Source organism: Actinacidiphila paucisporea (assembly GCF_900142575.1).
GTDB lineage: Bacteria > Actinomycetota > Actinomycetes > Streptomycetales > Streptomycetaceae > Actinacidiphila > Actinacidiphila paucisporea.
Genome location: NZ_FRBI01000001.1, coordinates 1 through 14,463, shown reverse-complemented (window position 1 = coordinate 14,463; position 14,463 = coordinate 1). Strand labels below are relative to the sequence as shown.

Below are 14,463 nucleotides of genomic sequence, written 5' to 3'. Positions count from 1 at the left end.
TCTCAGCCTCCGACGGCGACGAGGACGGCGAGCACCACGGCACCGGCCAGCAGCGCGCTGAGGTAGGTCTGGACGTTTCCGTTCTGGGCCCTGCGGACGGCGGCGCCGAGCAGCCGCGGGGTGCCGCCGGCGGCGCGGACGTAGGTCTCGATGACCTCGCGGTCCAGGAAGCGGACCAGGTTCGCGGCGGCGAGCACCGGGCGGACGAAGAGCGCGCTGTAGACGGCGTCGAGGCGGAAGCCGTGGGCGGCGAGCGGGTGCAGCGGGCCGAGCAGCAGCCGGCCCGGGTCGCCGGGGTCGTCGGCGGCGGCGATGTCGCCGTAGATCTCCTCGTGGGTGGCCACCGCCTCGATCTCGATGAGCGCGGGCTCCGCGTCGGGATCGGCGGCGACGACCGCTCCTACGGGTACGGACCCGCGGGTCGCGGTGGTCGCGGACCAGGCGCCGTAGGTGATGAGGACGCCCACCAGGGCGAGTCCGGTACCGAGGACGGAGGTGAGCAGGGTCGGGCCGAGCGGGGCGCCGCCGAACCAGTCGGGCAGCTCGCGGTAGGTGAGGCCGCCGAAGGCCAGGGTGGGGACGGCCAGCACCCACAGCACCGTGGTCATCACGACGGGCTGCCTGCCGTGGTCGGCGACGTCGGGGCCGCTGCCGCGGAAGGCCAGCAGGAAGAGCCGGGTGGCGTAGCCCGCGGTGAGCAGGGCCGCGGTCAGTCCCGCGACGAGCACGGTCCAGCCGACCGCCGACGGCACGTGCGCGGTGTCGCCGGAGGAGGCGTGCTCGGCGGCTCGCAGCACCGACTCCTTGGAGAAGAAGCCGGACAGCGGGGGAAGGGCGGCGAGGGCGGCGAGGGCCAGGCCCATGGTCCACATGGCGTCGGGGACGCGTTTGCCGAGCGAGCCCATCCGGGACATCGCGGTGAGCGAGTTGGTGCCGGCGGCGTGGATGACGACGCCCGCGCCCAGGAAGAGCAGGGCCTTGAAGGCACCGTGCGAGAGGAGGTGGAAGACGGCGGCGTCGCGGTCGCCGACGGCCAGCGCGCCGGCCATGTAGCCGAGCTGGCCGATCGTGGAGTAGGCCAGCACGCGTTTGATGTCGTCCTGCGCGAGGGCGGCGAGCGCGGAGCCGACCATCGTCACGGCGGCCGTCGCGGCGAGCACGGCCAGTGCGGCGGCCGACGCGGTGAACACCGGCAGCAGCCTGGCGACCAGGTAGATGCCCGCGGCGACCATGGTGGCCGCGTGGATCAGCGCGGACACCGGGGTGGGGCCGGCCATGGCGTCGGGCAGCCAGGTGTGCAGCGGGAACTGCGCGGACTTGCCGGCGACGCCCGCGAGCAGCAGCAGCGCGACCACGGTGGGGTGGTGCAGCTGCCCGTGGGAGGCGGCGTCGAGGATGCCGGTGATGCGGAAGGTGTGCGCGTCGGAGGCGAGCGCGAACACCCCGATCAGGAAGGGGACGTCGCCGAGCTTGGTGACCAGGAAGGCCTTGATCGAGGCGGCGCGGGCGGTCTCGGTCTCCCAGTAGTGCCCGACCAGGAAGTAGGAGCAGATGCCCATCACCTCCCAGCCGACGAGCAGCACCATCAGGTCGCCGGTGTAGACGACCAGCAGCATCGCGGAGGTGAAGAGCGAGACCAGGGCGGCATACGACGGGTAGCGCGGGTCGTCGCGCAGGTAGGCGACGGAGTAGAGCTGCACGCAGGTCGCGACCAGGCCGACCAGGACGGCGACCAGGACCGAGAAGCCGTCCAGGTGCAGGGCCACGTCGATCGGCACGGACCCGGTGACGGTCAGCCGGTGCGCGCCGTCGGTGGGGGCGCCGGTGCCCTGCCGGGCGGCGACGACCGCGGCGAGCACGAAGGAGGTCGCGACGGGCAGCACGGCCAGCGGGCGGACGAAGCCGGGTGCGCGCCCGCCGAGCAGCAGTCCGGCGGCCGCGGCCAGGAAGGGCAGGAGGGGTACGAGCGCGGCAAGGGCGATCAGGGTCACGCGGTGGCCTCGGCCTTCTCGTCGTCGGCCGCGGGTGCGGGCCTGGCGTCGGTTGCGTCGGGCCCGTGCGGGACCTCGGGCCCGTGCGGTTCCGCGAGGCCGGTGAGCCGGTCGATGTCGGAGCTGCCGCGGTGGCGGAAGACCAGCAGCACGATCGCCAGGCCGAGGCCGATCTCGGCGGCGGCGATGGTGATGGTGAAGAGGGTCAGCGCCTGGCCGGCGTGCAGGGTGTCGCGCAGCCAGACGTCGAAGGCGACCAGGTTGAGGTTGACGGCGTTGAGCATCAGCTCGACGGACATCAGGACGAGGATCGCGTTGCGGCGGGCGAGCACACCGTAGAGGCCGACGCAGAAGAGGAGGACGGCGAGGACGGCGGGATAGGCGAGGTGCATCAGGTGTGCTCCTTGCCTGCGGCGGGGGCCGGGACGTCGGCGGTGTCGGCCGGAGTGGCGGTGTCGGCCGGAGTGGCGGTGTCGGCCGGGGAGCCGGTGTCGCGGCGGGACAGCACGATCGCGCCGACCAGCGCGGCGAGCAGCAGCACCGACAGCGCCTCGAAGGGCAGCACCCAGTGCCGGAAGAGGCTCTCGCCGGTGGCGCGGGAGGAACCCTGCACGGCGCCGTGCAGATTGATCCAGGTGGTGCGGAAGGCGTCCACCACCACCCACACCAGGGCGGCCGCGGCGGCGGCCGCGACGCCGAGGGCGACAAGCCGGTTCTCGGAGTCTGCGTCGGCGGAGCGGCCGATGGGCGCCTTGGTCAGCATCAGGCCGAAGAGCAGGAGGACGACGACGGAGCCGACGTAGATCAGGACCTGCACCCAGGCGATGAATTCGGCGGTGAGCAGCAGGTACTCGACGGCGAGGCCGCCGAGCGCGACGACCAGCCACAGGGCGGCGTGCACCAGCTGCCGGGTGGTGACCGTCAGCAGGGCGGCGCCGAGGGTGGCGAGGCCGATGAGCACGAAGGTGATCTCGACGCCGGTCGGGGACAGGAAGCCGGGGTGGGCGGCGGCGCTGAGGTTCACGCGTCACCCTTTCCCTGGTCGTCGCTCCGGTCGCTCCGGTCGGACTGCTCGCCTTGCTCCGCCTGCTCGCCCTGCCCGGGCTCGGCAGTCGCTGCCGCGGCGGCCGCGGCCGCTGCCGCCTTGTCCGCGGCCTTGCGGGCCGCGGCGATCTCCTTCGGCTCCTCCGCGGCGGGGTCGAGCGCGGGCGGCGCGGGCACCGTCCACATCCAGTCGCGCAGCTTGTCGCGCTCGTGGGTCAGGTCGAGGATGTCCGATTCCGCGTACTCGAACTCCGGTGACCAGAACAGCGCGTCGAAGGGGCACACCTCGATACAGATACCGCAGTACATGCACAGGGCGAAGTCGATGGCGAATCGGTCGAGCACGTTACGGCTGCGCTCGCGCCCGCCGGGAGCGGCCGGCGGGGCGGTCTCCTTGTGGGAGTCGATGTAGATGCACCAGTCGGGGCACTCGCGCGCGCACAGCATGCAGACCGTGCAGTTCTCCTCGAACAGCGCGATCACGCCGCGGCTGCGCGGCGGGAGTTCGGGCAGCGCGTCCGGGTACTGGGCGGTGACGGAACGCTTCGTCATGGTCCGCAGGGTGACGGCCAGGCCCTTGGCGAGACCGGACCCTGGAATGCCGGAGAGAGGAGCCATGGCTAGGAGATCACCACCTTGACGACGCCGGTGAGGGCGATCTGCGCGAGGGACAGCGGGATGAGCACGGTCCAGGCGAGCTTCTGCAGCTGGTCCTCGCGCAGCCGCGGGTAGCTGACCCGCAGCCAGATCACGACGAAGGCCAGCAGCGCGGTCTTGACCAGTGTCCACAGCCACCCGGCGCTGCCCGACCACGGGCCGTGCCAGCCGCCGAGGAAGAGCACGGTGGTCAGTGCGCACAGCACGACGATGCCGGCGTATTCGGCGAGCAGGAACAGCGCGAAGCGCAGCCCGGTGTATTCGGTGTAGGCGCCGAAGATGATCTCGGAGTCGGCGACCGGCATGTCGAACGGCGGCCGCTGGAGTTCGGCGAGCCCGGCGGTGAAGAAGACGACGCCGCCGACGAGCTGCCAGGGCGTCCACCACCAGTGGTAGCCGTCGACGATGCCGGGCAGCGACAGGGTGCCGGCCGCCATCGCCACGGAGGCGGCGGTCAGCAGCATCGGCAGCTCGTACGCCATCAGCTGGGCGGCCGTCCGCAGGCCGCCGAGCAGCGAGAACTTGTTCGCCGACGCCCAGCCGGCCATCAGTGAGCCGAGCACGCCGACACCCATCACGGCCAGGACGAAGATCAGCCCGGCGTCCACGGTCTGCCCGACGAAGCCGTCGGGGCCGACCGGGATCGCGATGAGCACCAGCAGATACGGCAGCAGGGCCACGGCAGGCGCGAGCTGGAAGACCCGGCGGTCGGCGTCGGCCGGGACGATGTCCTCCTTCTGGGCGAATTTCACCCCGTCCGCGACGAGCTGCGCCCAGCCGTGGAAACCGCCGGCGTACATCGGGCCGAGCCGGCCCTGCATGTGCGCCATGACCTTGTGCTCGGTCTGGCCGACCAGCAGCGGGAGGACCAGGAAGACGACGAGGACGGCGATCAGCCGCAGCACGACGTCGAGCGTGTCGTTCATGCGGGATCGCCTCCTTCTGCGGGCGGTTCCTTCGGCGCGGGCGCTTCAGGCGCGGGCGCCGGTTCAGCGGCGGGCGGCTCGGGCGCGGGCGGCTCCTGCGGAGCCGGGTCCTTCGGGGCCGGGGCCCCCGGGGACGGGTCTTTCGGGGCGGGGGCCTCCGGGGCCGGCGGTGCGGCCGGAGTCCCGGCCGGCGGCTCCTGCGGAGCCGGCTTCTCCGGAGCCGGGCGCTGCCAGGGCGCGTCCTGGCCCTGGCTCGCGGAGCCCTCGGTCACGCTGCGGGCGCGGCGGGCCGGGCGTTCGCCGGGGGCCGCGGCGCCACGGGCGGCGCGGGCCGGGCGGGCGGGGGCCGGCGGGAGCTGGCCCTTGAGCGGGCCCCACTCGTTCGGGTCGGGCACCCCGGGCGGCTGCATCTGCCGCCGCTTGGGGCCGCCGTCGTGCGACTCCCCCGGCTCCTTCGCACCCGGCCAGGCCTTGGCGACCCGGGCGGCGAGCACGAAGTCCTTGCGCAGCGGGTGCCCCTCGAACTCCTCGGGCAGCAGCAGCGGCGCGAGACCGGGGTGCCCGGTGAAGGCGACGCCGAACATCTCGTGCGTCTCCCGCTCGTGCCAGGCCGCGCCCGGGTGGACGCCGGTCGCGGTGGGCAGGGCGGGGTCGTCGTACCCGACGGTCGTACGCAGCAGCAGCCGCCGTACGCCGCCGCCCTCCGAGCCGCCGCCCAGGGCCACCACGTGCGCGCAGACCCGGAAACCGGTGCCGGGCTCGTCGACCGCGCTCAGCCAGTCGAAGAAGGTGCAGCCCAGCTCGTCGCGGGCGGTGGTCAGCGCCGCCTCCCACGACTCGGGCGGCACGTCGACGGTCAACAGGTCGTACGCCTCCTCGGCGGTGGCGCCCGCGCCGAAGATGTCCGCGGCCTCGCGCGGCAGCCAACCGGTCACGGCGTGTCCCCGGCGTCCGCGGCGGGCGGCGCGGGCGCGGTGACGAGCCCGCTGGTCAGCGCCTGGACGGAGGGCTTGGCGGGCGCGTACCGCTCCCCCAGCGACTCGCGGGCGATCTTCTCCTGGAGCTTGAGGATGCCCTGGAGCAGTGCCTCGGGCCGCGGCGGGCAGCCGGGGACGTAGACGTCGACCGGGATGATCTGGTCGACGCCCTTGGTCACCGAGTACGAGTCCCAGTACGGGCCGCCGCAGTTGGAGCAGGCGCCGAAGGAGATGACGTACTTCGGCTCGGGCATCTGCTCGTAGAGCCGCTTGACGGCCGGCGCCATCTTGTCGGTCACCGTGCCCGAGACGATCATCAGGTCGGCCTGCCGCGGCCCCGGCGCGAAGGGGATCACGCCGAGCCGGATGAAGTCGTGCCGCGACATGGACGCGGCGATGAACTCGATGGCGCAGCACGCGAGCCCGAAGTTGAAGACCCACAGGCTGTAGCGGCGGCCCCAGTTCAGGACCACCTTCATGGGCTGCGGCGCGAGCCGGGACAGCGTGCCGAGCCGGCGCGGCTCGGGCAGCAGCTCGGGGGGCGCGACGGAGGCACCGCCCGGCGCGCCCGAGGCGGCGGGATCGGCCGGGGTGGCGCCCGGGGCGGCGGGGGTCAGGTCCATTCCAGGACGCCCTTCTTCCAGGCGTAGAGCAGCCCGACGGCGAGGAAGCCGAGGAAGACGAACATCTCCACCAGCGTCGCGCCCCCGTAGCCGGGCGCGGCGAAGACCGTCGCCCAGGGGAAGAGGAAGATCGCGTCGACCGCGAAGATCACGTACAGGAAGGAGTACACGTAGTAGCGGATCTGGGTGTGCGCCCAGTCCCCGCCGACCGGGTCGACCCCGCACTCGTAGGTGAGCATCTTCTCCGGCGTCGGCACGACCGGCCGCAGCAGGCGGCCGGAGGCGAAGGCGACGGACACGAAGAGCACACCGACGACCGCGACCAGGCCGACCACCGAGTAGCCGTGGAAGTAGTCCACGTCCGTCCGCCCCTCGTTGACTCGTTCACTCATCGACCGGTGGTGTCCAGTTGATCCGGTGGATCTTTAGCCGATCTATACGGAGGGAGTCTAGGCCCTGGCCTGATCGGCTCCATCCGCCGCCGGTGCCTTCCGGCCCCGGGCCGTCCCCGTACCGGCCGACCTGGGGATAACCCCACCCACGTCCGGCCTACTCACCCCATGGCGCGGGAGGCCGCTTCCCCGGCAGGCTGGTGTCATGAACGCCTCGCCGCCCTCGACATACAGCAGCGCCACGGCCACGGCCACGGCGGCCGACCGGGCCGACCGGTCCGGCGGTGCGCCCCTCCCGCCGCCGCGTTTCGCCTTCGACGCCGTGACGTGGAAGGAGATCCTGAACCTGCTGCTGAATCTCCCGATGGCGATCGTCGGCTTCGTCTACGTCGTCACCACGCTGTCGGTCGGCGCGGGGCTGTCCGTCACCGTGATCGGGCTGCCGCTGCTCTCCGTGAGCCTGATCGGCTGCCGGATGCTCGGCGCCGTGGAGCGCGCCAGGGCGCGGGCGCTGCTGGGCGTGCAGATCGAGGAGCCGCGGCCGCTGCGGCCCGGCACCTTCGGCTTCCTGCCCTGGCTGTGGGTGACGCTCAAGGACCCGGTGGCCTGGCGGCACGCGCTGTATCTGGCGATCCGGCTGCCGTGGGGCATCGTCACCTTCGTCGTGACGCTGACCTCGCTCTTCGTCGCCTGGCCCGTCCTGCCGTTCCTGTCCCGCGGGATGTCGGCAGTGGACCGGGCGCTCGTCCGCGGGCTGCTCCAGCCGTCGGACGAGCTGGAGCAGCGGATCGCGGAGCTGGAGTCCGACCGCGGGGTGGTGGTCGACACCGCCGCTGCCGACCTGCGGCGCATCGAGCGCGACCTGCACGACGGCGCCCAGGCCCGGCTGGTCGCCCTGGCCATGGACCTGGGCCTGGCGCGGGAGAAGCTGCTCGAAGACCCCGAGGCCGCCGCCCGCATGGTCGACGAGGCGCACGGCGAGGTCAAGATCGCCCTGCAGGAGCTGCGCGACCTCGCCCGCGGCATCCACCCGGCGATCCTCACCGACCGCGGCCTCGACGCGGCGCTGTCCGCGGTCGCCGCCCGCTGCACCGTCCCCGTCACCGTGACCGTCGACCTGCCGGCCAGGCCGGCGGAGGCGATCGAGGGCATCGCCTACTTCACCGTCTCGGAGCTGCTGCAGAACGTCAGCAAGCACAGTGGCGCCGGGCACGCCTCCGTCGACGTCTGGCGGGACGCGGACCGGCTGATGGCCCAGGTCCGCGACGACGGGCGCGGGGGCGCCGACGTGGCGGCCGGCTCGGGCCTGGCCGGCCTCGCTGAACGCCTCGACTCCGTCGACGGGCTCTTCGTCGTCGCCTCCCCGCCGGGCGGCCCGACCGTCGTCACGGCCGAACTCCCCTGGCGCAACCGGGACTTCCGCCGGCCGTAGCGCACTTCCGCGACCGGGACCTCCGCGGGCCATAGAGCACTTCCGCGACCGGGACCTCCGCCGGCCGTAGAGCGCTTCCGCAACCGGGACTTCCGCCGGCCGTAGAGCGCTGCCGTCCGCGGTGGGGGAAGCGCCGTCCTCGGGGCTGGTAGGGGTAGCCCCACCCCCAAGAGACCGATGCGCACCATGGGGCCCGCGGCGGCGAAAGGCCAAGGTGGGGGGTATGACAAGCAGTGCGGAGAGGACGGGTCCGACCATGGCGTACGGCTACCAGGGGCAAGAGCAGGCGCGGCACAGGGTCCCGGCCGCGATACGCGCGCCCTTCGAGGCGCGGACCTGGCGCGAGTTCGGCTACGCGCTGCTGAACCTGCCGATGGCGATCACCGGCTTCGTGTGGACCGTCACGATGCTCTCGCTCAGCGCGGGCCTGCTCATCACCTTCGTGGGTCTGCCGCTGCTGGTGCTGACACTCGGCGGGTGCCGGGCGATCGGGCGGGTCGAGCGCGGCCGGGCGCGTGCGCTGCTGCTGCTGGACGTGGACGAGCCGGGGCCGGTCCGCACCAAGGGCCGCGGCTTCCTGGCCCGGATGGGCGCCCAGCTCGGCAGCGGCGTCAACTGGCGGCACGCCATCTACACCCTGCTGCACTTCCCGTGGGGCATCATCACCTTCACCGTCTCCGTCAGCCTCTTCACCTACGGGTGGGGCCTGCTGACGTACCCGCTCTGGCGCTGGGTCTTCCCGGTCTACTTCGGGCAGGACGGGCTGCAGATCTACGGCAGCGGTGACGGCCGGCACGGCTGGTGGCTGCACACCCCGGCGGACATGGTGCTGTGCGTGGTCGTCGGCGGGCTGCTGGTGCTGGTCACTCCGTGGGCCATCCGCGGGATGGCGCACGTGGACCGGATCCTGGTCCACGGCCTGCTCGGGCCGTCGCGGCTGGACGACCGGGTCACCGAGCTGGAGTCCGACCGCGGGGTCGTGGTCGACACCGCGGCCGCCGACCTGCGGCGCATCGAGCGCGACCTGCACGACGGCGCCCAGGCCCGGCTGGTGGCCCTGGCCATGGACCTGGGCTTGGCCAAGGAGAAGCTGCTGGAGGACCCGGCGGTCGGCGCCGCGATGGTCGAGGAGGCGCACGGCGAGGTCAAGATCGCCCTGCAGGAGCTGCGCGACCTCGCCCGCGGCATCCACCCGGCGATCCTCACCGACCGCGGCCTCGACGCGGCGCTGTCCGCGGTCGCCGCCCGCTGCACCGTCCCCGTCACCGTGACCGTCGACCTGCCGGCCAGGCCCGTGCCCGCCATCGAGGGCATCGCCTACTTCACCGTCTCGGAACTGCTGCAGAACGTCAGCAAGCACAGTGGCGCCGCGCGCGCCTCGGTCGACGTCTGGCAGGTCGAGGACCGGCTGATGCTCTACGTCTACGACAACGGGCGCGGCGGCGCCTCCCTGGCGGCCGGCTCGGGCCTGGCCGGCCTCGCGGAACGCCTCGACTCCGTCGACGGTGTCCTGGCCGTCGACTCCCCGGCCGGCGGCCCGACCCGTATCACCGCCGAGCTGCCCTGGCGGGCGTGACCCTTCCCGGGTCGCGCGGGCGGGGGGCGGCTCAGCGCGGATCCACCGCCAGGAGCGTCTTGCCCACCGTGCGCCCGGCCCGCATGGCCGCGAGGGCGGCGGCCGCCTCCGGCAGCGGATGTTCGGCGGTGACGTCGAGGCGGATCGCGCCCGAGGCCAGCAGGGCGAAGGCGGAGAGGGCGTGGCCGCGGACCGTGCGGGGGGCGCGGCGCGCGAGGTCGGCGATGTTGTAGCCGGTCAGGGAGCGGTTGCTCTTCCAGAAGGGGAGCACGGGGAGGGTGAGGTCGCCTTCGCGGGCCGCCTCGCCGTAGACGGCCAGCCGGCCGAAGGGGGCCAGCAGGGCAAGGCTGGCGAGCCGGGTCGTGCCGCCGACCGGGTCGAGGACGACGTCGAGGTCGCGCAGCCGGTCGGCGAAGGCGTCCCTGAGGTGGATCGCGTCGTAGCCGAAGCGCTTGGCGTAGGCGGCCTTCTCCGCCGATCCCACGGTCCCGTGCACCGCGGCGGCGCCCAGTGCCCGGGCGATCTGCGCGGCCGCGGAGCCGACTCCGCCGGCCGCCGCGTGGATCAGGACGGTGTCGCCGGCCCGCAGCCGGGCCGCGCCGGTCAGGACGCCGTAGGCGGTGGTCAGGACGAGGGCGGCGCCGCCGCCGTCCCGCAGCGATATCCCGTCCAGCGGGAAGACGAACTCGGCGGACGCGACGGCGTATTCGGCGTAACCGCCGCCGTCCGGCAGGTACGCGGCGACCGGGTCGCCGACCGCGAGGCCGCCGACGCCGGGCCCGAGCGCGGCGATCACGCCGGAGACCTCGAACCCGGGCACGTCCACCCCGCGCGGCCCGCTGGGCGGCCCGAAGTCGCCCAGCACGTGCTGGAGTTCGCCGTAATTGACGCCGGCGTACGCGACCCGGACGAGCACCTGCCCAGGTCCTGGCGCGGGAGCGGGCAGTTCCAGCTGCCGCAGCACCTCGGGGCCGCCGTTGACGTCGAATCCGACCGCGTGCACGCGCACTCCTCTCCCTGGCCGCCGCGCGTCAGATCGCGGCGCCCACCCGGCTGTCGGGCGCAACCTTGCCCACGGCAACCGTATTCCCCATTGGCCCGCCGATGCTGGGATGCTGGTCGGGTCAGTCGGACACGGGGGAGCGCGGAACGGTGGAGGACAAGGTGCGAGTGGTCATCGCCGAGGATTCGGTACTGCTGCGGGACGGTCTGACGCGGCTGCTGACCGATCGCGGCCACGACGTGGTGGCCGGTGTCGGCGACGCGGTCGGCCTGATCAAGGCGGTCGACGAACTCGCGGCGCAGGGCGCGGCACCCGACGTGGTCGTCGCCGACGTCCGGATGCCCCCCACCCACACCGACGAGGGCGTCCGCGCGGCGGTGCAGCTGCGCCGGGAGCACCCGGAGGTCGGCGTCCTGGTGCTGTCTCAGTATGTGGAAGAGCAGTACGCGACCGAGCTGCTCGCGGGCAGCAGCCGCGGGGTGGGCTACCTCCTCAAGGACCGCGTCGCCGACGTCCGCGAATTCGTGGACGCCGTGGTCAGGGTGGCCGAGGGGGGTACCGCCCTGGACCCCGAGGTGGTCGCCCAGCTGCTCGGCCGCAGCCGCAAGCAGCATGTGCTGGCCCATCTCACTCCGCGAGAACGCGAGGTGCTCGGCCTGATGGCCGAGGGGCGTACGAACTCGGCCGTCGCCAAGCAGCTGGTGGTCAGCGACGGGGCGGTGGAGAAGCACGTCAGCAACATCTTCCTGAAGCTGGGCCTGGCCCCAAGTGACGGGGATCACCGTCGGGTGCTGGCGGTGCTCACCTACCTCAACTCCTGAGGTACGCGGGCTTCGCTCCCGCAGGCGTATCGGTGGGCGAGACGGCGTCTCACGTGCTGGGACATTGGATCGTACGCGCGCCTCCCAGTTGCCCGGACGTCCGGGGAAGGCGAGCCTTACCGCCGTACGATGACCGGTGAGCCGCCGCCTCGAAGGAGGTCCGTTTCAGTGACCAGCCAGGTCAGCAGCCCCATCCCCGCGGGGACCGCGGAAGAGCCGCCGATCGTTGTCGACGTCGACGCATCAGGTGATCAGCGCAAACCGGCCAAAGAAACCAGGCGCCTCGACCGGGTGATTATCCGGTTCGCTGGTGATTCCGGTGATGGTATGCAGCTCACGGGTGATCGTTTCACGTCGGAGACGGCGTCGTTCGGTAATGATCTGTCGACGTTGCCGAATTTCCCGGCGGAGATCCGGGCGCCCGCGGGGACGTTGCCGGGGGTGTCGTCGTTCCAGTTGCATTTCGCGGACCATGACATCCTCACCCCGGGGGACGCACCGGATGTGCTGGTCGCGATGAATCCGGCGGCGTTGAAGGCGAATCTGGGTGATCTGCCGCGGGGTGCGGAGGTCATCGTGAACACCGACGAGTTCACCCGGCGGGCGCTGGCGAAGGTCGGCTGGTCGGCCAGCCCGCTGGACGACGACTCGCTGGCCGGCTTCGCGGTCCACCGGGTGCCCTTGACGACACTGACCCTGGAGGCCCTCAAAGACTCCGGCCTCGCACGGAAAGACGCCGAGCGGGCGAAGAACATGTTCGCTCTGGGATTGCTGTCGTGGATGTATCACCGCCCGACCGCGGGCACCGAAGCGTTTCTGTTGCGGAAGTTCGCGAAGAAGCCGGATATCGCGGCGGCGAACGTGGCGGCATTCCGGGCGGGCTGGAATTTCGGGGAGACCACCGAGGACTTCGCGGTGTCCTACGAGGTCGCACCGGCGTCGGCGGCATTCCCGCCGGGCACCTACCGGAACATCTCGGGGAATCTGGCCCTGTCCTACGGGCTGATCGCCGCATCGAAGCAGTCGGGCCTGCCGCTGTTCCTGGGCTCCTACCCGATCACCCCGGCCTCCGACATCCTCCACGAACTGTCCCGCCACAAGAACTTCGGGGTGCGGACCTTCCAGGCCGAAGACGAGATCGCCGCGATCGGCGCGGCCCTGGGCGCGGCGTTCGGCGGGGCACTGGCGGTCACCACGACCTCCGGTCCCGGGGTCGCGCTGAAGTCCGAGACGATCGGGCTCGCGGTGTCGTTGGAGTTGCCGCTGCTGGTGGTCGACATCCAGCGCGGCGGCCCCTCGACGGGCATGCCCACCAAGACCGAGCAGGCCGATCTGCTGCAGGCGATGTACGGCAGGAACGGTGAGGCACCCGTCCCGGTGATCGCCCCGGCCACCGCCGCGGACTGCTTCACCGCCGCCCTGGAAGCCGCCCGTATCGCGGTGGCCTACCGCACCCCGGTCTTCCTGCTCTCCGACGGCTACCTCGCCAACGGCTCCGAACCCTGGCGCATCCCCGCGGTCAGCGAACTCCCCCAGTTGCGGGTGGACTTCGCCACCGCCCCCAACCACACCGACCCCGACGGGACGCAAACCTTCTGGCCCTACCTGCGCGACCCGCAGACGTTGGCGCGGCCCTGGGCGGTACCCGGAACCGCGGGCCTGGAACACCGTATCGGCGGGATCGAGAAGCAGGACGGCACGGGCAACATCTCCTACGACCCGGCCAACCACGACCTGATGGTCCGCACCCGGCAGGCCAAAATCGCCGGCATCACCGTCCCCGACCTCCAGGTCGACGACCCCACCGGTGAGGCCACGACGCTGGTGCTGGGCTGGGGGTCGACCTACGGGCCGATCACCGCCGCGGTCCGGCGCATCCGCCGCACCGGGACACCCATCGCACAGGCCCACCTGCGCCACCTCAACCCCTTCCCCGCCAACCTCGCCCACACCCTGGCCGGCTACCGGCAGGTCATCGTCCCCGAGATGAACCTCGGCCAGCTCGCCCACCTGCTGCGCGCCGCCTACCTGGTCGATACCCGCTCCCTGACCCAGGTCACCGGCCTGCCCTTCAAAGCCGAACAACTCGCCCAGGCCATCACCGGGATCATGAAGGAGATTCGGCCATGACTGACGCCCTGACCCTGGTCCCCAAAGCCACCGCCACACAGACGATGAAAGACTTCAAATCCGACCAGGAAGTCCGCTGGTGCCCCGGCTGCGGCGACTACGCCGTCCTGGCCGCCGTCCAGTCCTTCATGCCCGAACTCGGCCTGGCCCGCGAGAACATCGTCTTCATCTCAGGAATCGGCTGCTCCTCCCGCTTCCCGTACTACATGAACACCTACGGCATGCACTCCATCCACGGCCGCGCCCCCGCCATCGCGACCGGACTTGCCACCTCCCGCCGCGACCTGTCGGTCTGGGTCGTCACCGGCGACGGCGACGCCCTCTCGATCGGCGGGAACCACCTCATCCACGCCCTGCGCAGGAACGTCAACCTCAAGATCCTGCTGTTCAACAACCGCATCTACGGCCTGACCAAAGGCCAGTACTCCCCCACCTCGGAGACCGGGAAGATCACCAAGTCCACCCCCATGGGATCCCTGGACGCCCCCTTCAACCCCCTCTCCCTGGCCATCGGCGCCGAAGCAAGCTTCGTGGCCCGCACCATCGACTCCGACCGCAAACACCTCCAGTCCGTCCTGCGCGCCGCCGCCGACCACCCCGGCACCGCACTGGTGGAGATCTACCAGAACTGCAACATCTTCAACGACGGCGCCTTCGACGCCCTGAAAGACTCCGCGACCGCCCACGAGGCCCTCATCCGCCTCGAACACGGCCAACCCATCCGCTTCGGCACCCCCGCACCCGACGGCCTGGGCTCCAAAGGCGTCATCCGCGACCCCGCGACCGGCGACCTGACCGTCGTGGACACCACCACCACCAACCCCGACCAGATCCTCATCCACGACGCCCACGCCACCAGCCCCACCACCGCCTTCGCCCTGACCCGCCTCG

At 72.2% G+C, this 14,463-nt stretch carries 14 protein-coding genes; 5 read left to right on the top strand and 9 right to left on the bottom strand.

Going from position 1 to position 14,463, the window contains the following annotated elements; translation table 11 throughout:
* Positions 1 to 2 precede the first annotated feature (2 nt).
* From BUE44_RS00070 to BUE44_RS00035, 8 genes are all read right to left on the bottom strand, one after another.
* On the bottom strand, positions 3 to 1,991 hold the full coding sequence (locus BUE44_RS00070) for an NADH-quinone oxidoreductase subunit 5 family protein (RefSeq protein ID WP_073492215.1): 1,989 nt from the start codon (positions 1,989 to 1,991) through the stop codon (positions 3 to 5).
* On the bottom strand, positions 1,988 to 2,383 hold the full coding sequence (gene nuoK, locus BUE44_RS00065) for an NADH-quinone oxidoreductase subunit NuoK (RefSeq protein WP_073492213.1): 396 nt from the start codon (positions 2,381 to 2,383) through the stop codon (positions 1,988 to 1,990). Before nuoK ends, BUE44_RS00070 begins: the two co-directional genes overlap by 4 nt.
* Positions 2,383 to 3,015 carry an NADH-quinone oxidoreductase subunit J family protein gene (locus tag BUE44_RS00060; protein WP_073492210.1) on the bottom strand — a complete coding sequence of 211 codons (633 nt, stop codon included), beginning with the start codon at positions 3,013 to 3,015 and terminating at the stop codon, positions 2,383 to 2,385. The genes nuoK and BUE44_RS00060 overlap by 1 nt, the downstream gene beginning before the upstream one ends.
* Positions 3,012 to 3,587, bottom strand: a complete 576-nt coding sequence (locus BUE44_RS00055; RefSeq protein WP_407639978.1) for a 4Fe-4S binding protein — start codon at positions 3,585 to 3,587, stop codon at positions 3,012 to 3,014. The genes BUE44_RS00060 and BUE44_RS00055 overlap by 4 nt, the downstream gene beginning before the upstream one ends.
* A 68-nt stretch (positions 3,588 to 3,655) precedes the next feature.
* A complete protein-coding gene (locus BUE44_RS00050) occupies positions 3,656 to 4,618 on the bottom strand; it encodes a complex I subunit 1/NuoH family protein (RefSeq protein WP_073492206.1) in 963 nt (320 codons plus the stop codon).
* On the bottom strand, positions 4,615 to 5,553 hold the full coding sequence (locus BUE44_RS00045; protein WP_079189360.1) for an NADH-quinone oxidoreductase subunit C: 939 nt from the start codon (positions 5,551 to 5,553) through the stop codon (positions 4,615 to 4,617). The genes BUE44_RS00050 and BUE44_RS00045 overlap by 4 nt, the downstream gene beginning before the upstream one ends.
* Positions 5,550 to 6,218: an NADH-quinone oxidoreductase subunit B gene (locus BUE44_RS00040; RefSeq protein ID WP_073492204.1), complete on the bottom strand. Its 669-nt coding sequence runs from the start codon at positions 6,216 to 6,218 to the stop codon at positions 5,550 to 5,552. The genes BUE44_RS00045 and BUE44_RS00040 overlap by 4 nt, the downstream gene beginning before the upstream one ends.
* Positions 6,209 to 6,610, bottom strand: coding sequence for an NADH-quinone oxidoreductase subunit A (locus BUE44_RS00035; RefSeq protein ID WP_073492203.1), 402 nt, complete (start codon positions 6,608 to 6,610; stop codon positions 6,209 to 6,211). Before BUE44_RS00035 ends, BUE44_RS00040 begins: the two co-directional genes overlap by 10 nt.
* 205 nt (positions 6,611 to 6,815) lie before the next feature.
* On the opposite strand from BUE44_RS00035, the gene BUE44_RS00030 reads away from it, so the two are divergent.
* Both BUE44_RS00030 and BUE44_RS00025 read left to right on the top strand, forming a co-directional pair.
* The gene (locus BUE44_RS00030; protein WP_073492199.1) at positions 6,816 to 8,042 is read left to right on the top strand and encodes a sensor histidine kinase; all 1,227 of its coding nucleotides are present in this window, start codon (positions 6,816 to 6,818) and stop codon (positions 8,040 to 8,042) included.
* 223 nt (positions 8,043 to 8,265) lie between these two features.
* On the top strand, positions 8,266 to 9,618 hold the full coding sequence (locus BUE44_RS00025) for a sensor histidine kinase (protein WP_407639977.1): 1,353 nt from the start codon (positions 8,266 to 8,268) through the stop codon (positions 9,616 to 9,618).
* 31 nt (positions 9,619 to 9,649) lie between these two features.
* On the opposite strand, the gene BUE44_RS00020 is transcribed toward BUE44_RS00025, so the two are convergent.
* A complete protein-coding gene (locus BUE44_RS00020) occupies positions 9,650 to 10,621 on the bottom strand; it encodes a quinone oxidoreductase family protein (RefSeq protein WP_073492195.1) in 972 nt (323 codons plus the stop codon).
* A 161-nt stretch (positions 10,622 to 10,782) separates the two neighbouring features.
* Between BUE44_RS00020 and BUE44_RS00015 the strand changes: the two genes are divergently transcribed.
* From BUE44_RS00015 to BUE44_RS00005, 3 genes are all read left to right on the top strand, one after another.
* Positions 10,783 to 11,442: a response regulator transcription factor gene (locus BUE44_RS00015; RefSeq protein WP_073493322.1), complete on the top strand. Its 660-nt coding sequence runs from the start codon at positions 10,783 to 10,785 to the stop codon at positions 11,440 to 11,442.
* A 168-nt stretch (positions 11,443 to 11,610) separates the two neighbouring features.
* Entirely contained in the window at positions 11,611 to 13,572 is a 1,962-nt protein-coding gene (locus tag BUE44_RS00010; protein WP_073492193.1) for a 2-oxoacid:acceptor oxidoreductase subunit alpha, read from the top strand.
* A partial coding sequence (locus tag BUE44_RS00005) for a 2-oxoacid:ferredoxin oxidoreductase subunit beta (RefSeq protein ID WP_073492191.1) occupies positions 13,569 to 14,463 on the top strand: 895 nt, incomplete at its 3' end. The genes BUE44_RS00010 and BUE44_RS00005, both read left to right, overlap by 4 nt.